Here is a 21,499-nt window from a genome sequence, read left to right on the forward strand (position 1 = left end):
TTGGGGAGAATGGAACAAGCACACTGGCACCAATTAAGCAATGAACAGCTTTCAACAAGCCTGGAAGTTGACCCGAAGCAGGGTCTTTCGGAGGAACAGCTTGCGGAAAGAAGAGAAAGGTCAGGATGGAATGAGCTGAGCGAGGGGAAGCGTGTCTCGCCGATCCTGCTGCTGCTAAACCAGTTCAAGGATTTTATGATGCTCGTACTGATGGGAGCCACACTGATATCCGGCCTGCTTGGCGAATATCTGGATGCGATCACCATTATTGCTATTGTTGTGCTGAATGGAATTCTTGGTTTTGTGCAGGAGTTTAGAGCGGAACGTTCGCTTCGAGCTTTGAAGCAGCTGTCCGCTCCGACCGCTAAAGTACTGCGGGCAGGCAAACGGATTCAGATTCAGGCCAGAGAGCTGGTACCGGGTGATATCGTGCTATTGGAAAGCGGCGATCGTATTCCCGCAGATATAAGATGGCTGAGCACGAATGGCTGCAATGTGGAGGAATCCGCCCTGACTGGCGAATCGGTTCCAGTGAGCAAGCATTGCCGTCCTATTCATGCTGCCGAGGTACCGCTGGGAGATCAAAAGAACATCGGCTTTATGGGCACCATGGTGACCAGAGGTACAGCTCAGGGAGTTGTTATTCGTACAGGCATGAACACAGAAATGGGCAAAATCGCAGACTTGATCCAAAATACGGAGTCTCAGGAAACCCCATTACAGCACAGACTGGACCAACTGGGCAAAATTCTGATCATCGTAGCACTGGCGTTAACAGTGCTTGTCGTCGTAGCAGGTATCCTGCATGGACAGCCAGCGATGAGTATGTTCCTGGCCGGGGTGAGCTTGGCTGTAGCAGCTATACCGGAAGGCTTGCCTGCCATTGTGACGATTGCGCTCGCCTTGGGCGTGCAGCGTATGATCAAACGCAAGGCGATTGTGCGAAAACTGCCTTCGGTTGAAACGCTCGGATGTGCGTCTGTCATTTGCTCTGACAAAACAGGTACGCTGACCCAGAACAAAATGACGGTCACCAAGCTTTGGGTGGACGGTCGCTTCTGGGGAGTAACGGGAGAGGGCTATGACCCGCACGGACATATTATGGACAGGGATACTCCTGCGGATCTCAAAAATGGACAATCACTTCGCAGACTGCTGCAAGCCAGCGTGCTGTGCAACAATGCAGAAATTGTTCAAGCCGACATGGATGAGCTGCGTTCGAAAAAGAAAGCCAAGGAGGCGACGCAGACTGCTGTTTGGGAGCTGAAAGGCGACCCGACGGAGGGGGCGCTTGTCACGTTAGCCGCCAAGGGCGGGGTTACGCGTCAAGGGCTGTATGAGCTGTATACACGAGAACGCGAATTTCCTTTTGACTCGGAGCGGAAACGGATGTCTGTACTTGTACGGCATCAGGGAGGGCATATCGTCTTTGCCAAAGGCGCACCGGATGTGTTGTTAGGTCAATGCTCCTACATTTTATGGGAAGGAAATGTCGTTCCACTGACGGGTACGCTGCGCCAAAAGGTGCTGGCAGCCAACGAAGGAATGGCCTCGGAGGCACTCCGTGTACTGAGTGTCGCTTACCGGGATATCCGCTCGCATGAGCGTGTCGTCTCGGTGGAAGAGGCTGAGAATCAGCTCATCTTCATCGGCCTTACGGGTATGATTGATCCGCCACGCCGCGAGGCCCGCGAAGCTATTAGCAAGTGCCGCCGCGCTGGCATCCGCACCGTGATGATTACGGGAGATCACGGTACCACAGCCGAGGCCATTGCGCAGCAGTTAGGCATTTTTCAGCGCGGCTCGCATGTGCTGACCGGACAGCAGCTATCTGTGATGGATGATGCGGCGCTGGACAAAGCAGTAGACATGGTCTCCGTATATGCGCGGGTATCCCCGGAGCATAAGCTGCGGATTGTTAAATCGCTGCAAAGACGCGGGCATGTGGTAGCCATGACTGGAGATGGCGTGAATGACGCGCCAGCGATCAAGGCGTCGGATATCGGTATTGCGATGGGCATCACAGGAACGGATGTGACCAAGGAAGCGGCTGCGCTCGTGCTCAGCGACGATAATTTCTCGACGATTGTAGCAGCGATTGAGGAAGGGCGAAATATTTACGAAAATATTCGTAAATTTATCCGTTATCTGCTTGCCTCCAATGTCGGTGAAATTTTGACGATGTTTTTCGCGATGATGGCCGGTCTGCCATTGCCGTTGCTTCCGATTCAGATTTTATGGGTGAACCTGGTAACTGACGGGCTTCCCGCGATGGCTCTGGGTGTGGATCAGCCGGAAAAGGATCTCATGGAGCACAAGCCACGCGGCGCGAAGGAAAATATTTTTGCCCGTCGTCTCGGCTGGAAAATCATTAGTCGTGGCCTACTGATCGGCTTATGTACGCTTGCGGCTTTCTGGCTGACGCTGCGTATTGCGCCTGATGACGCAGCACAACTGGTCAAGGCACAATCAGTTGCCTTCGCCACATTGGTACTGGCACAGCTCATTCATGTGTTCGATTGCCGCAGCTCCCGTTCTATTTTCCATCGTAATCCGTTTCAAAATAGCTACCTCGTACTTGCCGTACTGTCCTCGGTAGTACTGATGCTAGTGGTTATGTACGTACCTGTACTGCAACCTATTTTCAAAACGGTACCACTCGGCTTCCGCGAATGGGCGCTTTCCATTGTCGCTGCCGGTATTCCGACCTTCCTGATGGGGGCGGGAAGCGTATGGGGCGGTAGACGCAACCGTCGTCGTGGCGGACATACGCGCTTTGCTCCGGGACGCACGAAATTTTCAGCGTAAACTTCCTGCTCGGGACAGACATACTTGCATCACTTTTCCCTTTGTGCCCCGTATGCTATCATGGAACCGAAGCTTCATAAGGAGCATGAGATTAGCAGCAACGGCGGGGGGAAGCTATGGAATTCACAAAAATGCACGGATTGGGTAATGATTTTATCGTTTGGTTTGGGTATCAGGAATTGCCGCCTGACGCTTCGGAATTGGCTGTTCGGCTGTGTGACCGACATTTTGGTGTCGGCGCTGACGGTCTGGTATACATATTGCCATCTGAAAAAGCCGATTTCTGCATGCGCATCATCAACTCAGACGGCTCGGAGGCGGAGCAATGCGGAAATGCCATCCGTTGTGCAGCCAAATATGTGTATGACCGCAAGCATATCAGTCGTGAGCAGATTACGATTGAGACGCTGGGTGCAGGTGTGCAGCAGGTTGAATTGACCGTAGTGGACGGACTTGTACGTCAAGTGAAGGTGGATATGGGAGAACCGATTCTGGAGGGTTTGAAAATCCCAACAACGCTGGATCTGGCTAGTGTCATCAACCAGTCCATCGAAGCTGGAGGCAGCGGCTTTCGTTTTACAGCTGTATCCATGGGCAATCCGCACTGTGTCATTTATGTTGAGGATGCACCTGGCTTTGATCTGGAAGCCTGGGGGCCGAAGCTGGAATGCCACCCGCTGTTCCCTAGAAAAACAAATGTCGAGTTCGCTACGGTACGAAGCCGGGACCACATTGACATGAGAGTATGGGAGCGGGGAGCCGGGCCTACGTTGGCATGTGGAACCGGAGCCTGTGCTACGCTTGTGGCGTCTGTATTGAACGGATACAGCGACCGCCGCGCGATGGTCAGCCTGAAGGGCGGCGATCTGGATATCGAATGGAACGAGAATGACAATCATGTATATATGACGGGGCCGGCTGAGATTGTGTACGATGGTCGTTTGTCCTGAAATAGGCGAATACAGCATGTGATAGAGGAAGTTTGAGATAAGTGTGATGAAGACCTCAGCGGGTCTTCTTTTTTTCGCCTTTTTTTGTATAAAATGAAGGAAATGCGGAGCATGAAGCAACATTCTGTCTTTTTTTGACGTCTGAACCATGTATAATATAGAAAATGAGAAAACGATAAGGAGGCCGTTCATGGTGCGGAAATTTCGTTGGATTTCAGCGTTTGCAGCTCTTATATTTGTAGTCGCCGCGCTTCCGGCTCAGGCCGCGACGGTTCCTGCTACTGCGGAAAAAACGACTGATAAGCAGGTCGGCTCACTAACCCCTACTGTCGTGAATCGTTTGGAAAAGGCAGTACAAGAACTCATCGGTACGAAGACGCCGTTTCAATTTGACGATGTGACGGATATGGGTAAAACCTGGATTGTCGAGGGCGAACTAGAGGATGGAACAGCTACGTTTCAGACGGAATATAATAAGGAAAAAAACAGAGTGGGTTCTACAACCGTTCGATATAAAATAAGCAGCTTGGCAAAAGCGATGGATGCGCCACTCAAAACTAAAGTGCTGAACAGCGCCAAAGCGTTTGACAGCAAGCGTCCTATGCAATTTGAGGCATTCTGGCGGGTCAAATCCCCTTACCAGTCTAACAAGCCTTCGAATTATTGGGTATTCTGGGGTGCAGGGGAAAAGGCTTCCTCGTTGTACGTTGATGTGGATCGCGGCAACAGCATCACTATTAATGCCGACTACCCGCTGAAGCAGGTGGACCCTGTGTTGCTAAACCGTGCAGCGAACAGCTTCAAGCGCGTTAGCGGACAGCGTATCACGGTGCAGCATGCTTCACGTTACAAGGACGAGGCAAAGGGGCTTTCTTATTGGTCGTTTGAGGATGCAAACGAGGCGAGTGAGGTCAAAATTGGCGCAGTAACCGGCAAAGTGCTGGCTGTATCAACCTTTGGGGTGGACTGGAACGATGACGCGGATTTCAAAAAGTCGTTTACCAGCCCTAAATATACGGCCTCTGAAGCTTTGAAGCTGGCCAAGCCCAAGGTCCAACTGTTATTTAACATTAACTTATCCGATTATAATGTTGAAATCCAAGGGAATGCATATACATTTTCCAAAAAACAAAAGGGGACGCCCTCTATTGTGGGTGAAATGAATAAAAAAGGAACTTTTTACGCATTTTCTCTTCATTCTGCTGATGGGAAATTGCAATAAAGGTAATAGAAAATAGCAATGATGAGTCAAGTTGCTTCGCTCCTGATCGCATAATAATGGGGAGTGGGGCGGCTTTTTTTGTTTTTGGCTTATGTTTGCAGTCTCTTTATGTTACATTAGTATGAAAATAAAGAGCGGGGTGGAGAAGAGGACATGAAACCGGATTTGCGTACTGTGCTGGATCGTGAAATTATTGTCGGAGACGGCGCAATGGGAACCTTTTTATATCAGCTTGGATTTCCGGTAAATACGTCTTACGAAGAGCTGAATATCACGTCGCCTGACGTCATATCAGATGTGCATCGTCAATATGTACAAGCGGGAGCACGATTGCTGGAGACCAATACGTTTTCTGCAAACGATTATAAGCTGGCCCGATTCGGACTGGAATCCAAGGTGGAAGAAATTAACCGTGCCGGGGTGAGAATTGCCAGAGCAGCGGCTGGCCCGGAGCATTATGTGGTGGGTGCGGTTGGCTCCATATGCGGTGGCAAACGGCTTAATATATCAAAGGTAGAGCTGGCACGTAACTATGATCAGCAGATTGATGCACTTCTCTCTGAAGGGGTGGACGGCATTTTGTGCGAAACGTTCTATTCGCTGGATGAAGTGCGCATTGCCCTTCGAGGTGTACGTAAATATAGTAATATCCCGGTGATTTGTCAGTTTGCGGTCGATCAGGTAGGGCGTACACAGGATGGATTTTCGGTGGCGGAGGCTTTTACGATGCTGCGAAATGAAGGGGCGGATATCCTCGGATTTAACTGCCACTCTGGCCCACAGGGGATTATGAGTGTGATGGAGCAGCTGGACGGTCCGCTGTCTGTGCCGCTGTCGGTATATCCTAATGCGGGTCTCGCGGATTATGTGGATGGTCACTATGTGTACGGTGCGTCGCCTGAATATTTTGGGGAATGCGCTGCTTCCTTCGTAGAGCTGGGTACGAGAATCATCGGTGGCTGCTGCGGCACCACACCAGAGCATATCGCAGCGATTTCTAAAGCTTTGAATGGTTTGCAGCCTCCTCCGCTGGCTCCGAGAGAGATACGGACAGATGCGCCAGTCATTGTGGCTGAGCCAGAACAGTTTGCACGTGAAGGTGGACGGGGCAACGGTAGAAACGCCAGCGAACCCAACATTGTGGAATTGGTCAAGGAACGGCATACAGTGATTGTAGAGCTTGATCCTCCACGCGATCTGGACATTACGCGGTTCATGCAAGGGGCACAGGCGTTGAAAGCGTCAGGGGCCGATGCGCTTACGCTGGCAGACAATTCACTTGCAGTTACTCGCATGAGTAATATGGCGCTTGGACATCTGGTGAGCCTTGAAACGGGCTTGCGCCCCTTAATTCATATTGCCTGCCGTGACCGTAACCTGATTGGTACCCAGTCCCATATGATGGGCTTTGATGCGCTAGGCATTGATCATGTATTGGCCGTTACGGGAGATCCGGCGCGGTTTGGTGATTTGCCGGGTGCCAGCTCGGTGTATGATATGACTTCTTTTGAAATTATACGTATGATCAAGCAGTTGAATGACGGTATCGCTTTTTCTGGAAAGCCACTCAAGCAAAAAGCTAATTTTGTGGTGGGTGCCGCCTTTAATCCCAATGTCAAGCATTTGGGTAAAGCTGTGCAGCGGCTGGAGAAGAAAATTGCTTCCGGTGCGGATTACATTATGACCCAGCCTGTTTACGACCGCGAACTGATTATAGCTATGGCGGAACAGACTCGTCATTTGGAGGTGCCGATTTTTATCGGTATTATGCCGTTGGCCAGCGGGCGCAATGCGGAGTACTTGCACAACGAGGTACCTGGCATTCAGTTGTCGGACGAGGTTCGTGCACGTATGTCTGGTCTGGAGGGGGCAGAAGGCCGCGCGATGGGCGTAACCATTGCCAAGGAGCTGCTTGATACGGCGATGGAGCATTTTAACGGTATCTATTTAATGACTCCATTTATGTTCTACGAAATGACGGCGGAGCTGACTTCTTATGTATGGCAAAAATCCGGCCGCGTGCAGGCCCCCTTGTTTCGACTATAATAATCAATTACAATAGTATAATGGATGTGATGCCGATGTCATTGAGTATGACCGGATACGGTCAAGCCATCCTTCATTATGAAGGCTATAAAGTGCGCTTGGAGCTGAAATCGGTGAATCACCGCTATTGCGAAGTGATGATGAGGATTCCGCGCGAATGGACTCGTTATGAAGATGGCTTGAGAAGAACGGTTCAACAGCAAATCAAGCGCGGCCGTGTCGACGTCTTTATTCACATGGAACGTGATGAAGAACAGATACCCGCCGCACGGTTGAATGACACTGTAGTGCAGGCTTATTTGCATGCAGCGGAGCAGCTGGCGGATCGGTACGGCGTGAAGGGAACGTTGGGTATAAGCGACATTCTTTCACTGCCTGACGTTCTGGGTGAGCCTGGTGAGGCTTGCAATGGAGACGAAGAGGGCTGGGGAGAGCAGCTTCAGCAAGCTCTGAATGAAGCATTGCAGGGACTGCTGGACATGAGAAGACGAGAAGGCGGGCATTTGGCGCAGGATGTGGAATCCCGTATTTCGCGTTTGGAGTCCCTGCATCATGAAATGACTGTGCTGGCTCCTCATGTTGTGAGCGACTACCGCAACAGGCTAAAACACAGACTTACTGAGCTTCAGGATGGTTCATTTACGCTTGATGAGCATAAGTTCGGAATGGAGATTGCTTTATTCGCGGATCGCAGCAGTATTGATGAGGAGCTTACCCGGCTTCAAAGTCACTTTGGGCAATGCAGGGGATTGCTGCTGTCGGACGAGCCAGCCGGTCGCAAATTAGATTTTTTAATCCAGGAAATGAACAGGGAAGTCAACACGATCGGCTCCAAGGCCAATCATCTTGCTTTAGTTAATTTAGTCGTCGAGATGAAGGCAGAGCTGGAAAAAATTCGTGAGCAGGCTGCAAACATCGAGTAGCTACCTGGTAGCGGCACGGCTGCAATAGTCACATGTATAGGGGGAAAGACCTGAATATGGCAATCAAATTGATCAATATTGGCTTCGGCAATATCGTGTCGGCCAACCGAATTATCTCCATCGTCAGTCCGGAGTCTGCTCCGATCAAGCGGATTATACAAGAAGCTAGGGACCGTCATATGTTGATTGACGCTACCTATGGCCGCCGGACACGAGCGGTTATTATAACGGACAGTGATCATGTGATCTTGTCTGCGGTGCAGCCGGAAACGGTCGCTCATCGACTATCCACCAAAGATGATGACAATGACGAATAAAAATGGAGTGTACTATGGCTAAGGGATTATTATTTGTATTATCTGGACCTTCGGGTGTTGGCAAAGGAACAGTAGGTAACGCACTGCGTGAAAAACTGCCGGAATTGACATACTCGGTTTCCGCGACAACCCGTACGCCTCGCATGGGTGAGCAGGACGGAGTTAACTACTTTTTTAAGTCGCGTGAACAGTTTTTGGACATGATTGAACGGGATGAGCTGCTGGAGCATGCAGAGTACGTAGGTAACTATTACGGCACCCCACGTGATTTTGTAGATCAGACGCTTGCGCAGGGAAAAGATATTTTTCTGGAGATTGAGGTTCAGGGAGCGCTCAAAGTGAAGGAGAAATTTCCTGATGGCATTTTCATTTTCCTGCTTCCGCCTTCGCTGGATGAATTGAAGGACCGGATTCGGGGACGGGGTACAGAAACTCAGGCAACCATTGATCACCGCATGTCGGTAGCTGTGGATGAAATGAATCTGTTGCGTCACTATGATTATGCGGTTGTCAATGATGAGATTGATTTCGCTTGTAAACGAATAGAATCCATTATTATCGCCGAACATTGTAAGGTCCATCCATAAACGAGGACTATATATGCCAAGCGTACTTAAAGAGAAAATTACTATACAAGCTGAACTCGGAAATGTACACTGGAATTCAGCTTGTATAGTCCCAAAACTACATGAAGAGGTGTCTATTCGTGCTGTATCCTTCCATTGATGAAATGATGAAAAAGGCAGATAGTAAGTATTCGTTGGTTGTAGCGGCTTCACGCCGTGCCAGACAGTTGCGCGAGGGTGAGAAGACGACTCTCAAGAATCCTAAATCCCACAAGCAAGTTGGAGTGGCGTTGGAAGAGATCTACGCGGATCATTTGCGTCTTGAAAGTGGCGAAGACGAATAAGAATTATAGACAATTATTATAACCGGGCGCAATGCCAATTTCTTTGACAACCGCAAGGTTGTTATTTTTTTCGGTCAGGGGGAGTTAACGATGTTGAAGGGGAAAGTTATTATTCTTGGTATTACCGGCGGAATTGCCGCTTATAAAGGGGCTGCGCTGTGTAGTAAGCTAACGCAAAAGGGAGCCGAGGTTCATGTCATTATGACGGCATCCGCGAAGGAGTTTATTACCGAGCTTACGCTTCAGTCGCTCTCTCGTAATCCGGTATACAGTGACACGTTTGATGAAAGAGAACCTTCCGTCGTATCCCATATTCATCTGGCGGACAAGGCAGATCTGGTGCTGGTTGCTCCTGCAACCGCGAATATCATCGGGAAAATGGCGAATGGACTCGCTGATGATATGCTGTCCACAACTTTGCTGGCTACGACAGCACCTGTCATGGTAGCACCAGCTATGAACGTGCATATGTATACTCATCCCGCAGTAATGCAAAACATGGAGACGCTCGTATCCCGCGGTGTCATGATGATTGAACCGGGTGAAGGATTGCTGGCTTGTGGTTATGTTGGCAAAGGGCGGCTGGAAGAGCCTGAAACCATCGTACAAACGGTAGAACGATATTTTGAACAGCAAGAGCAGGAAAGTAAGGGAGTCACCAACAAACAGGAGCCACGTTGGTTTGGCGGAGAAGCTGTGGATTCGGGTGGACAATCGCAAGGTTCGCTGCTGAATGGTGATGAACGGCTGCTGTCAGGCAAGAAAGTGATTGTAACTGCTGGGGGCACGATCGAGAGGATTGATCCGGTACGTTATATAACGAATGATTCTTCCGGTAAAATGGGCTTTGCCATCGCAAAAGTGGCTCAGGAGTTGGGTGCTGATGTGCATTTGATTGCTGCTAATACAAGCGCGGAGCCTCCTGTGGGCATTTCGATTGAAAAAGTTCAGTCCGCTGACGACATGTATAGCGTTGTGCTCAGACAGTGGGAAGAGAGCGATTTGGTCGTGATGGCTGCTGCGGTTGCAGACTATCGACCGCGTGAGGTGGCACTGACCAAGATCAAGAAGAAGGATAGTACATTTACGCTGGAGTTAGTGAAGAATGTTGATATTCTGGAATCACTTGGACGGAGCAAGAAGCATCAATTTTTAATCGGCTTTGCTGCGGAAACTGGGAACCTGGAGACGTATGCCATGGATAAGCTGGAGCGAAAAAATTGTGATCTTCTCGCAGCTAACGACGTGACCGCTGACGGTGCAGGCTTTGGCGTCGATACGAACGCTGTACACATTTATGACCGTGGCGGAATGGTAGAACGTATTCCTATGCAGTCAAAGGAAGAAGTAGCGCGTAAGCTCCTTACGATAGCGGCTGGACGTATGGGTGGGGTGTTGCATTAATGGAAATAGGCAATTTAGTTGCCAAAGTTATTGTAGATGTGCCCGCCAAGGATACGGATCGTACTTTCGATTATCTGATTCCTGAGTCGATGCGGCCATGGATTGAGCCGGGTAGCCGGGTTGCAGTGCCGTTCGGCAAACGGACGGTGCAGGCTTTTGTCATTTCGGTAGTACCGGCCGAGGAGCCGCCGAAATATCGGATGAGGGCGATACAGGAGCTGCTGGATTTGGTACCGCCCCTGTCTCCGGATCTGGTAGAACTGGGTAAATGGATAAGCGAACGCTATGCCTGTAATCAAATTATGGCGCTGCAAGTGATGATTCCTACAGCGTTAAAGGGCAAGGCCGAACGTTATATTTCTATCGCTGAGCAGCATGAGTTCACAGATCATCTGCCTGCTGCTGACGTTTTGAATTACAGTTCAGATGCAGATACACATCGAGCCATGCGGCCGGATATGAGGGGAGAACCCGAATGGGCTCTTCTGACCGACGATGGTATGAGTGACCCGGCTGAACGCCAGATTGTCAGCTTTATTCAGGAGAAGGAGCAAGTCCCGCTTCAGCAGCTAAGCCGCCGTTTCCCCGAAGAAGCAGAGATTATTAAATCGCTGTTGCGCCGGGGGGTGCTTCAGGAGAGTCAGGTTATTAAGGACAAGCTTGGCAAGAAGACCATGAAGGCCGTGGATTTGGCTATCGGCATAGAAGAGGCATCAGCGGCGCTGGAACAGTTTTCCGCCAAAGCGCAGCGTCAGCGGGAGGTACTTGCTTTTTTGCTGGAACGTAGCGAGTTTCTGCCCCTGCCGCTGAAGGAAGTTATGACCTCGCTCAGTGTATCAGCCGCAACGGTCAAGGCGCTGGAGGATAAGGGCTATGCGGTGCTTGAGGATGTAGAGGTGTTCCGCGACCCTTATCGGGGTAGAAACTTCAAGCCTACGAAGCCGTTGCCGCTCACCGAAGAGCAGCAATATGTGTATGAACGGATCATCCGGCAGCTGGATACGCGTGAGCAAGGAGCTTATTTGCTGCATGGAGTTACGGGCAGTGGTAAAACGGAAATTTATCTACAGACGATTCAACGCTGTATTGAGCAGAATCGTCAGGCGATTGTGCTTGTTCCGGAAATATCGTTAACACCGCAAATGGTAGAGCGTTTTAAAGGTCGCTTTGGTGATCAGGTCGCGGTGATGCACAGCAGACTGTCCGGAGGCGAACGTTACGACGAGTGGCGCAAAATACGCGAAGGCCGTGTGAAGGTGGCGATTGGCGCCCGTTCGGCTGTATTTGCGCCTTTTCGTGAACTTGGCCTTATTATTATGGATGAGGAGCATGAAACCTCCTATAAGCAGGAAGAGACACCCAAATACCACGCGCGTGACGTGGCTGTACGCAGAGCCCATCAGCATAGGGCTGTGGTTATTCTTGGCTCGGCTACGCCGTCGCTGGAGAGCTATTACGCGGCCCGCTCGCAAAGCAATGACGAGTTTGCGCCGTTGCTGCTTGAAATGCAGACTCGCGCACTAGGGAACTCATTACCCGAGGTGCATATCATGGATATGCGCGAGGAACTACGTGCTGGTAACCGTTCCATGTTCAGCCGCGCATTGCATAACGGAATCGCAGAGCGGCTGGAGCGCAAGGAACAGACCGTATTGCTGCTGAATCGGCGCGGACATTCCACGTTCGTCATGTGCCGTAGCTGCGGTTATGTGGCGGGTTGCCCGCATTGTGATATTTCGCTCACATATCATCAGCGGTCAAACAATTTACGTTGCCATTACTGCGGTTATTCTGAGTCCGTGCCTCAGGTTTGCCCGGAATGCGGTAGTGAGCATATTCGCTACTTTGGCACAGGTACTCAGCGAGTGGAAGAGGAACTGGCAAAGCTGTTTCCCGGTATACGTGTCGTGAGGATGGACGTCGATACAACGACGGAGAAAAATGCCCATGAAAAGCTGCTCAAGCAATTTCGTGATAAAAAAGCGGATGTACTGCTCGGCACCCAAATGGTTGCCAAAGGGCTGGACTTTCCGGATGTAACGCTGGTAGGTGTGATCACTGCGGATTCGGCGCTTAATTTACCGGATTTTCGGGCTGCTGAAAAGACATTTCAGTTGTTAACACAGGTAGCTGGACGCGCCGGGAGGCATCAATTGCCTGGGGAAGTGTTCGTGCAAACCTATACGCCGGAGCATTATTCGGTTATTCACGCGAGTCGGCACGACTACGGTTCTTTTGTCAGGGAAGAGTTAAAACACCGCCGTAATCTACATTATCCACCGTATTGCCGTCTCATTTTGGTGACTTTTTCTCATGAACAGCTCCCGGTACTGGTTCGATTGGCTGAGAACTATTCAGCTACTCTACAGGGGAGGGCAAAACAAAGGGGCTGGTTGGGCAATATGGACCGGCTTACATCGGATGTGCTTGACATTTTGGGACCCGTGGCTTCACCGATTTCGAGAATCAAGAATAGATACCGATTTCAATGTATGATAAAATGGCGTGGAAATATAGACGCAATTGGTCTGGCCCAGCAGGTAGCTGATGAAATGGCGGAATCCGCACAGGCCCAAAAGCTGCTGGTCAGTCTGGATGTCGATCCGCAAATGCTTATGTAGCGTATGCGCAAAAGTTTTCGGTACAGTTAATGCGGACAAGCCGTCCGTACATAGGATAATGTAGCAGTCGCGCTTGTTGTGAATACGACGAAGCTCAAATGAAGGATAAAGAGGAAGGTGTTCTATTGTCATGTCAATTAGAATTATAGTGTTGGAACCGGATGATGTACTGCACAAAGTAGCAAAGGAAGTTACTAAAATTACGCCTAACGTGCAAAAGCTGCTCGACGATATGGCAGATACCATGTATGAAGCTGAGGGAGTGGGCCTTGCAGCTCCACAAGTAGGTATTTTGAAGCGTCTAATCGTTGTGGATGCCGGGGATGAGCATGGTTTAATTAAAATGATTAACCCTGAAATTGTGTCCGAAGAAGGCGAGCAATTTGGTGCTGAGGGCTGCTTGAGTATTCCTGGGTTAAATGGGGATGTACGTCGTGCCGAGAAGGTTACCGTCAAGGGGCTGGACCGTGAGGGTAAGGCGATTACGGTTACAGCGACAGGATTGCTTTCTCGTGCTTTTCAACATGAAATTGACCATTTGAACGGAGTTTTATTTACGGATATTGCGGAAAAAGTATATGAGGTTGCTCCGGAACAGCCAGGACCGAACCGTCAGACAGGAGAGTGAGGTTCGATGAGTCAGGACATTCGTATCGTCTTTATGGGCACGCCCGATTTCGCTGTGCCTTCGTTAAACATGCTGCTGGACAATGGCTATAATATAGTAGGTGTCATTACGCAGCCGGATAAGCCGCAGGGACGGAAAAAAATATTAACGCCTACACCAGTCAAGGAAGCGGCGGAGAAGCGCGGGTTGCCCGTGCTTCAACCAACCCGCTTACGCCAGCCGGATGCGGTGGCTCAGGTGGCGGAGCTGCGTCCGGATCTGATCGTGACAGCGGCTTATGGGCAGATTTTGCCTAAATCCGTATTGGACTTGCCCCGTTTCGGCTGTCTTAATGTACATGGTTCGCTGCTTCCCCGTTATCGGGGAGGGGCGCCAATCCAGCGTGCCATTATTAACGGCGAAACCGTTACGGGCGTGACACTGATGTATATGGCGGAAGGACTGGATACCGGCGATATGATATCCCGGGTAGAGGTTGCTATTGAACCGGAGGATACATCCGGTACGATTTTTGAGAAGCTGAGCATAGCTGGGTCGAAGCTTTTACAGGATGAGCTGCCCAAGCTGCTGGCAGGGCAATCGGGTCGTACGCCGCAAAACGATGCTGAGGCAACCTATGCTCCGAACCTGAACCGCGACGATGAGCGTATTCCGTGGAATGACAGTGCGCAACAAATATACAACCGGATTCGCGGGCTGGTTCCGTTTTCAGGTGCATTTACGCTGTGGGAAGAAAATGTTTTTAAAATATGGGCGGCTGAGCAGCCTTCCATCCATATTGAAGCGGCTGGTGCAAATGCTCCAGCACCCGGGACAGTTCTGCAATTGACTGCACATGGTATTGAGGTGCAGACGGGCAAGGGCACGCTCTGGCTGACACAGGTGCAGCCGGCAGGCAAGAAGGTTATGGAAGCCGGGAACTTTGCTCGTGGCGGTCAGATGAAGCTGGGCACGGTGCTCGGGTGAGCGGCGGTCACTCCCGTCAGGGAGGCCATGGCAGGGACGCTGGTGCAAGAGCAGGCAAGACCCGTAACCAGACGGCTAGGGAAGTTGCGTTGGACGTGCTGACGGGAGTTGAGCAGGAGGGTGCATATAGCAACCTTGAGCTGAACCGTCGGCTTCAACAGGCGGGCTTGTCCGCGAGTGACGCTGGCTTGGCCACGGAACTTGTATATGGTACGGTTGCACGCCGGAATACGCTGGATTATTTTCTCAACAAGTTTGTTCAGAAAGGAACGGCCAAGCTCCAGGCTTGGGTACGTTCGTTGCTGCGAATGAGTGTGTATCAGATCGTATATCTGGATCGGATTCCGGATCATGCAGTCGTTAGTGAAGCAGTGACCATTGCCAAGCGTCGCGGACACCAGGGGATTTCAGGGATGGTCAACGGCGTGTTGCGCAGCATGCTGCGTGAGCCAGACAAGCTGCGCATTCCGGACGGGCTGTCAGCCGAGGAACGGATTGCATTGGAGCATTCCCATCCGCAGTGGCTGGTCAAGCGCTGGATTAAGCAATACGGTGTGGATATTGCGGAAGCCATCTGCTGCGCTAATAATGAGCCACCTGCGGTCAGCGTGCGGGTGAATACGACAATGACCAGTCGTGATCAACTCTTGAACGAGATGCTTGCGAAAGGGATGGATGCTGTTCCATCGGGGGTTAGCCCTTACGGAATTGTCGTTCGCAGCGGCGGAAATATGGCGCTCACTTCTTGGTATACAGACGGTTTGCTGTCCGTGCAGGACGAAAGCTCCATGCTCGTCGCCGAGGCGGTTGCGCCTGAGCCGGATATGCTGGTACTGGATTGCTGCGCTGCTCCAGGCGGCAAAACAGCTCATATGGCTGAGTTAATGAAGGATCAGGGCCGGATTATCGCCAACGATCTGCATGCTCACAAACATCGGCTAATCCAGGAACAGGCAGATCGGCTAGGGCTGGATGCCGTGGAAACGGTCACCGGGGACGCACTTGAGCTGAAAAATCGTTATGCTCCGGCATCATTTGACCGCGTCTTGCTGGACGCGCCATGCTCCGGTTTTGGAGTGATCCGCCGCAAGCCTGACTTGCGCTGGAGTAAAACTATCCAGGATGTTCGTGACATCACGCAGCTCCAGCATGAACTGCTGGACAGCGTAGCCGGGCTTTTGAAGCCGGGCGGTATTCTGGTGTACAGTACATGCACGATTGAACCAGATGAAAATGAAGGGCAAATCACCCGTTTTTTAAGTGACCATCCCGAATATGAGCTGGCAGAGGGACATTTCTTATCAGACGTAGCTGATGGCATGGATCATGCACAGCGCGGCACGATACAGCTGTTGCCACAGCATTTTCACAGCGACGGATTTTATATCGCGCGTTTACGCCGGATGAAATAGTCGTAAGAATTCCGAAGGCAGTCAACCACCAACATTTCCACATTCCGCCGGGCATCATCCGGCGGTTTTTGCATTGGGAGGAAAAATTTTTACCCCCTCAGGGATTTGTGCTAAAATAGGAAGAATGAAAAACACTGTCTGTGAGAATGAAACAGAACTTAATGAAGAAGGAACGGGTGCAAACATTGATGAAACCTTTTATATATGATTTAACTCTGGAGGAGTTGCAGGACTGGGCCAAGCGTAATGGCGAGCCTGCTTTTCGCGGAGGACAAATTTTTGATTGGCTGTATGTGAAGCGGGTCAATGATTTCAGTGAGATGACGAATTTGTCCAAGTCGCTGAGAGAGAAGCTTGAGGACCAGTTCAGCTTTGTGACGCTTCATGAAATTACAAAGCTGGAGTCGAAGGACGGTACGGTAAAATTCCTGTTTGGTCTGCATGATGATCATGCTATCGAGACAGTTATTATGAGACACAATTACGGAAACAGTATTTGTGTAACGACTCAAGTGGGCTGCCGGATCGGCTGTACATTTTGCGCTTCGACGCTTGGCGGACTCAAACGTAACCTGACCGCCGGCGAAATTACCGCGCAGGTCGTTCAGGCACAGAAAATTTTGGATAAGACGAATGAACGTGTGAGCAGCATCGTCATTATGGGTTCGGGTGAGCCTTTTGAAAACTATGAAGCGACCATGACATTTTTGCGTACGATGATTCATGAAAAGGGTCTGAATATTGGTCAGCGTCACATCACGGTGTCGACCAGCGGTATCGTGCCGAATATTTACAAATTTGCGGACGAGGATACCCAGATTAATCTGGCAATATCCATTCATGCGCCTAATGATGCGCTTCGTTCCAAGCTGATGCCTGTAAATCGGCGTTATCCTTTTCAGGATGTTATGGAATCGCTTCGTTACTATCTTGCTAAAACAGGCCGGAGAATTTCGTTTGAATATGCCTTGATTGGTGGAGTGAATGATCAGGCGGAACATGCTGAAGAACTGGCGGACGTGCTGAAGGACATGCTGTGCCACGTCAACCTGATTCCAGTTAACCATGTGCCTGAGCGCAAGTATGTGCGCACATCGCGCAGCGATATTTTTAATTTCCAGCGCATTCTTGCCGAGAAAGGCGTCAATGTGACGATCCGGCGCGAGCAGGGTCATGATATCGCCGCTGCGTGCGGCCAGTTGCGTGCAAAGCATATGGAGTTGGGGTGAGACCATTTGATCAAAACAGTTCATGTCAGCCACGTCGGACGTGTACGTTCGGTGAATGAGGATTCTGCCTGGATCAGGCACTTGGAGCAGGGATACATTCTTGGAATTGTTGCCGATGGCATGGGGGGGCATTTGGCCGGTGATACGGCCAGCCGCCTTGCGGTTGAGACACTTGCCGCTGATTTGGTGACGCTGGAGAGCGGGTTATCCGCGCATTCTTTGACAGCGGCGCTTAGCGACGCTATTTTGCATGCTAATGAAGTCATCTTCCAGACGGCTGCCCACGATGACAAGTATCATAATATGGGAACAACGGTTGTAGCCGTTTTGCTTAACGATGCCTCCGGGATTATCGGACATATCGGGGACAGCCGTGCCTATGTGATTTCTAAAGGGGCGGTACGTCAGATTACGGAAGATCACACGCTGGTCAATGAGTTATTCAAAAATGGCCAGATCAGCAAGGAAGAGCGGGAGAACCACCCTCGACGCAATGTGTTAACACGGGCGCTGGGTACTGATTCCGAGGTGCAGGTGGATATGGACTCCATTTCCCTGGAAAAAGGCGATGTACTGTTACTGTGCAGCGACGGGCTAAGCAATCTGGTGACAGAGGAGCAAATTAGTAAAGTAGTAGGTGCCGCCGAGAATCCTCTGGAGGAACGAGCAGATCGTCTGCTGCATCTGGCACTGCTTGCCGGAGGCGACGATAACATCACGGTAGCTTTGTTTGAATTGCCCGATGACACAGTTTCGTTGAGTGAAAAGGGGTGTGACGCATGATCGGGCACCTGCTTGGGGGAAGATACGAAATTATTGAGCGTATCGGCGGCGGCGGTATGGCGCTGGTGTACAGGGCTCAAGACATTTTGCTGAATCGTAATGTGGCGGTCAAGGTGCTGCGTCAGCAATTTGTTCATGATGATGAATTTATTCGCCGGTTTCGGCGTGAGGCGCAGTCTGCGGCCTCGCTTTCCCATCCGAATGTGGTCAGTATTTATGATGTCGGCCAAGAGGATGAAATCCATTATATTGTAATGGAGTGCGTGGAGGGCAAAAATCTGAACGAAATCATTAAGGAACGTGCTCCGCTGCAAGTGGATGAAGCGGTACGAATCGCTTCTCAAATTTGTGATGCGCTGGAACATGCTCACCAAAATCAAATTATTCACCGGGACATTAAACCGCATAACATATTGATCGGGCGCAACGGACGGGTTAAGGTAACCGATTTTGGGATTGCTAGAGCTGTCACGTCAACGACGATTACCCAGACAGGCTCTGTCGTGGGCTCCGTCCATTACTTTTCACCTGAGCATGCGAAGGGAATCGTCACCGGCGAGAAATCGGACTTATATTCTCTTGGGATTGTTTTATACCAAATGCTGACGGCGCAACTCCCTTTTCTGGGGGAAAGCCCGATCAGTGTAGCACTTAAGCATTTGCAAGAGGAGTTTGAGGAACCACGCAAAATTAATCCGCTGATTCCGCAAAGTGTGGAAAACGTCATTTTAAAATCCATGCGCAAAAATCCGGAGGAACGTTATCAATCAGCGGATGAAATGTTAAAAGATTTGGAGACATGCCTGTTGCCAGGACGACGTAATGAATCCAAACTGGAATTTACACATTTGGACGATGAGGATCAAACACGGGTTATTCCGGCTATTAAGCCTCAGCAAATGGGAATGTCCTCCAATGGAGACGACGTGCCTGCACAATCTGGAAATTCTGAAAAGCCTCAGAGCAAGCAGACGGCTAAAAAAAGTAAAAAAAAGCCGATCTTATGGATAACGCTGGTGCTTGTGTTACTTCTTTGCATGGGGGGCGTAGTGTACTATGTGCAAAATTTGCTCGTCGTCCCTGACGTTGAAGTGCCGAATGTGTTGACCAAAACCGAGGATCAGGCCAAAGTGCTGATCAGTAAGTCCGGGTTGGTTATTAGGGATCCGATTAAGCGTGAGTATAAGGATGGGGTTGCGCCTGGAATTGTTTTCTATCAGAGCTATCCAGAGAATTCTGTGGTTAAGAAGGGAACAGAAATTGAGCTGAAAGTCGGGATTGCCAAGCCACTTACCCCGATGCCGGATGTTAAAGGGCAGAGCTATGATGATGCTGTCAAGCTGTTGACCTCCCAGCAAATTAAGGAGACACAGATTCAGCGGAATGAGCAGTTCAGTGACAAGGCGGAAGGAACCGTCCTTAGTCAGACCCCGGCGGCGAATGAGTCCTTTGATAAGGATACGGTACAGGTGGTGCTGACGGTCAGCAAGGGCGCTGCTACAGTGAAAATGCCAGATCTGGTCGGGCATACACAGAAGGAAGCAGAAAATGAGGTCAAAAAGGCGGGCTTGAAGGTTGGCTCGATTAAAGAGGAATTCAGCTATGAGCAGGAAAAAGGAAAAGTAACCAAGCAGTGGCCGTCAGAGGCTGGCAGTGATTTGCCTCCAAATACAGAAATTACGTTTTATGTAAGCACTGGTTATCCGCCAGAAGCGATTACGCTGCCATTTGATGTGCCAGTCGCGCCGAAGGAAGAGGGTAAAAACAGCAAGATTCGTATTACTTATACGGATGCACGCGGAGAAAATCAGGAATGGGGAAGCCGTACGATTAATACGACACAAGTGTTCACTATTAATCTGTTGCTAGCTCCGAACAAGGATAGTGTGGTCTCTGTATACAGAGATGGACAATTTGTCGATACGTATCCCGTTTCTTATATTGATGCAAAGAATGGCACGGTGACGATGCCTCAAATCGCTCCGCCTGCTGGTACTACACCGACAGATATGCCAGATGGTACTTCTTCACAGAATGGCAGTGGCGAACCAGGGAATAGCGGGGATACTTCAAATGATGGTAATACCGGGGGGGACCCAAGCAATCAGGATGGTACCAATAGTAACGGTGAACCGTCTGCTCTTGCCCCCGAAACGGGTTCTACGGGCCTAGCGCGTGGTGAGTTTGCTGCTAAACACACAAACCATCCAGGTAAGGGAAAGGGCCTCCACAAAAAACAGGGTGAAGTCATTGAGGCTGTAAAGCATCGGTAATCTTGCCAGAGGTCAGTATTACCATACGTTATTCGTTTTCACCATCCCAATTTTGGAACTTAAACATATAAAGGAGGAAGGCTCACACATGCCTGAAGGTCTGATCGTCAAGGCGCTCAGCGGATATTATTATGTCTCCAGTCTGGATCAGAATGGGCGGCCGGTATCCGGCGAAGCTACGGTACAATGCAGAGCACGCGGAATTTTTAAGAAAAAAGAGATTACGCCGCTTGTCGGCGACCGGGTCGTTTACGAACTGACTGAAAACGGGGAAGGTATGGTTAATGAGATTCGGAAGCGCACGACGGAGCTCATTCGCCCGCCAGTGGCTAACACTACACTTGCCGTATTGTTGTTTTCCCTGCGTGAGCCGGATTTAAATCTGCCTCTGCTGGACAAATTTTTGGTGCATATTGAGCACGCCGGGCTGGATACGATTATCTGTCTGACAAAGCGCGATTTGTATGAGGGCAGTCCTTCAGAGGATGAGACGGTTTTGGCTGTTCAGGAAATGTACCGGAAGATTGGTTATGAGGTGCTGGTGACGAGTGCTCGTACCGGGGAAGGTACGGCTGAGCTTAAGAAGCTGCTGGCGGGTCAAATTAGCGTGTTTTCCGGACAGTCAGGTGTCGGGAAGTCTTCCATGCTTAATGCGCTGGAACCGGGCCTAACGCTGGAGACGAGTGCCATTAGCAATAAGCTGGGCCGAGGACGGCATACGACTCGTCATGTAGAATTAATTCCACTCGACAATGGCGGTTTTGTAGCAGATACACCGGGTTTCAGCCAGCTGGATTTTTTGGAGCTGGGGGTGGATGAGTTATCCCCATGTTTCCGTGAATTCCAATCGTACGCTGATGAGTGTAAATTTAGAGGTTGTACCCATATTCACGAACCTGACTGTAAAGTGAGAGAGGCCTTGTCAGAAGGACATATTTCGCAGGGCCGGTATGATAGTTACTTACAGTTTTATAAGGAGTTAAAAGAAAAAAAGCGGAGGTACTGAG

18 protein-coding genes are annotated in these 21,499 nt (G+C 50.3%); all 18 read left to right on the forward strand.

Features of this window, described 5'->3' with window-relative positions:
* The first annotated feature begins 9 nt into the window (after positions 1-9).
* The 18 genes from ACIFO6_RS16930 to rsgA all read left to right on the forward strand — a co-directional run bounded on the left by ACIFO6_RS16930 (position 10) and on the right by rsgA (position 21,498).
* Complete coding sequence (locus ACIFO6_RS16930) at positions 10-2,808, forward strand: calcium-translocating P-type ATPase, SERCA-type (protein WP_430042241.1); 2,799 nt, start codon at positions 10-12, stop codon at positions 2,806-2,808.
* Between the two features lie 116 nt (positions 2,809-2,924).
* Entirely contained in the window at positions 2,925-3,758 is an 834-nt protein-coding gene (gene dapF, locus ACIFO6_RS16935; RefSeq protein WP_430042143.1) for a diaminopimelate epimerase, read from the forward strand.
* A gap of 193 nt (positions 3,759-3,951) precedes the next feature.
* Positions 3,952-4,980: a hypothetical protein gene (locus ACIFO6_RS16940; RefSeq protein ID WP_430042243.1), complete on the forward strand. Its 1,029-nt coding sequence runs from the start codon at positions 3,952-3,954 to the stop codon at positions 4,978-4,980.
* 153 nt (positions 4,981-5,133) lie between these two features.
* Positions 5,134-7,026 carry a bifunctional homocysteine S-methyltransferase/methylenetetrahydrofolate reductase gene (locus tag ACIFO6_RS16945; RefSeq protein WP_430042145.1) on the forward strand — a complete coding sequence of 631 codons (1,893 nt, stop codon included), beginning with the start codon at positions 5,134-5,136 and terminating at the stop codon, positions 7,024-7,026.
* Between the two features lie 35 nt (positions 7,027-7,061).
* Entirely contained in the window at positions 7,062-7,949 is an 888-nt protein-coding gene (locus ACIFO6_RS16950) for a YicC/YloC family endoribonuclease (protein WP_430042147.1), read from the forward strand.
* A 56-nt stretch (positions 7,950-8,005) separates the two neighbouring features.
* Complete coding sequence (gene remA / locus ACIFO6_RS16955; protein ID WP_005548256.1) at positions 8,006-8,266, forward strand: extracellular matrix/biofilm regulator RemA; 261 nt, start codon at positions 8,006-8,008, stop codon at positions 8,264-8,266.
* 14 nt (positions 8,267-8,280) lie between these two features.
* Entirely contained in the window at positions 8,281-8,853 is a 573-nt protein-coding gene (gene gmk / locus ACIFO6_RS16960; protein ID WP_430042149.1) for a guanylate kinase, read from the forward strand.
* Between the two features lie 119 nt (positions 8,854-8,972).
* Positions 8,973-9,176: a DNA-directed RNA polymerase subunit omega gene (gene rpoZ, locus ACIFO6_RS16965; RefSeq protein ID WP_013310893.1), complete on the forward strand. Its 204-nt coding sequence runs from the start codon at positions 8,973-8,975 to the stop codon at positions 9,174-9,176.
* Positions 9,177-9,266: 90 nt separating this feature from the next.
* Entirely contained in the window at positions 9,267-10,580 is a 1,314-nt protein-coding gene (coaBC, locus tag ACIFO6_RS16970; protein ID WP_430042151.1) for a bifunctional phosphopantothenoylcysteine decarboxylase/phosphopantothenate--cysteine ligase CoaBC, read from the forward strand.
* Entirely contained in the window at positions 10,580-13,201 is a 2,622-nt protein-coding gene (gene priA, locus ACIFO6_RS16975) for a primosomal protein N' (RefSeq protein WP_430042154.1), read from the forward strand. The genes coaBC and priA overlap by 1 nt, the downstream gene beginning before the upstream one ends.
* A gap of 130 nt (positions 13,202-13,331) precedes the next feature.
* Positions 13,332-13,829, forward strand: coding sequence for a peptide deformylase (gene def / locus ACIFO6_RS16980; RefSeq protein ID WP_025684221.1), 498 nt, complete (start codon positions 13,332-13,334; stop codon positions 13,827-13,829).
* Between the two features lie 6 nt (positions 13,830-13,835).
* A complete protein-coding gene (fmt, locus tag ACIFO6_RS16985; RefSeq protein ID WP_430042157.1) occupies positions 13,836-14,795 on the forward strand; it encodes a methionyl-tRNA formyltransferase in 960 nt (319 codons plus the stop codon).
* Positions 14,792-16,207 carry a 16S rRNA (cytosine(967)-C(5))-methyltransferase RsmB gene (rsmB, locus tag ACIFO6_RS16990; RefSeq protein ID WP_430042159.1) on the forward strand — a complete coding sequence of 472 codons (1,416 nt, stop codon included), beginning with the start codon at positions 14,792-14,794 and terminating at the stop codon, positions 16,205-16,207. Before fmt ends, rsmB begins: the two co-directional genes overlap by 4 nt.
* A gap of 73 nt (positions 16,208-16,280) precedes the next feature.
* Positions 16,281-16,415, forward strand: coding sequence for a hypothetical protein (locus tag ACIFO6_RS16995; RefSeq protein ID WP_430042161.1), 135 nt, complete (start codon positions 16,281-16,283; stop codon positions 16,413-16,415).
* The gene (rlmN, locus tag ACIFO6_RS17000; RefSeq protein ID WP_025684218.1) at positions 16,396-17,436 is read left to right on the forward strand and encodes a 23S rRNA (adenine(2503)-C(2))-methyltransferase RlmN; all 1,041 of its coding nucleotides are present in this window, start codon (positions 16,396-16,398) and stop codon (positions 17,434-17,436) included. Before ACIFO6_RS16995 ends, rlmN begins: the two co-directional genes overlap by 20 nt.
* 6 nt (positions 17,437-17,442) lie before the next feature.
* The gene (locus ACIFO6_RS17005; protein ID WP_430042163.1) at positions 17,443-18,219 is read left to right on the forward strand and encodes a Stp1/IreP family PP2C-type Ser/Thr phosphatase; all 777 of its coding nucleotides are present in this window, start codon (positions 17,443-17,445) and stop codon (positions 18,217-18,219) included.
* Positions 18,216-20,492, forward strand: a complete 2,277-nt coding sequence (gene pknB / locus ACIFO6_RS17010) for a Stk1 family PASTA domain-containing Ser/Thr kinase (protein WP_430042165.1) — start codon at positions 18,216-18,218, stop codon at positions 20,490-20,492. The genes ACIFO6_RS17005 and pknB overlap by 4 nt, the downstream gene beginning before the upstream one ends.
* Positions 20,493-20,580: 88 nt before the next feature.
* Positions 20,581-21,498 carry a ribosome small subunit-dependent GTPase A gene (rsgA, locus tag ACIFO6_RS17015; RefSeq protein WP_430042167.1) on the forward strand — a complete coding sequence of 306 codons (918 nt, stop codon included), beginning with the start codon at positions 20,581-20,583 and terminating at the stop codon, positions 21,496-21,498.
* Position 21,499: the final 1 nt, after the last annotated feature.

It is taken from the genome of Paenibacillus sp. NRS-1781, from assembly GCF_050467745.1.
Taxonomy (GTDB): Bacteria; Bacillota; Bacilli; order Paenibacillales; family Paenibacillaceae; genus Paenibacillus; species Paenibacillus terrae_A.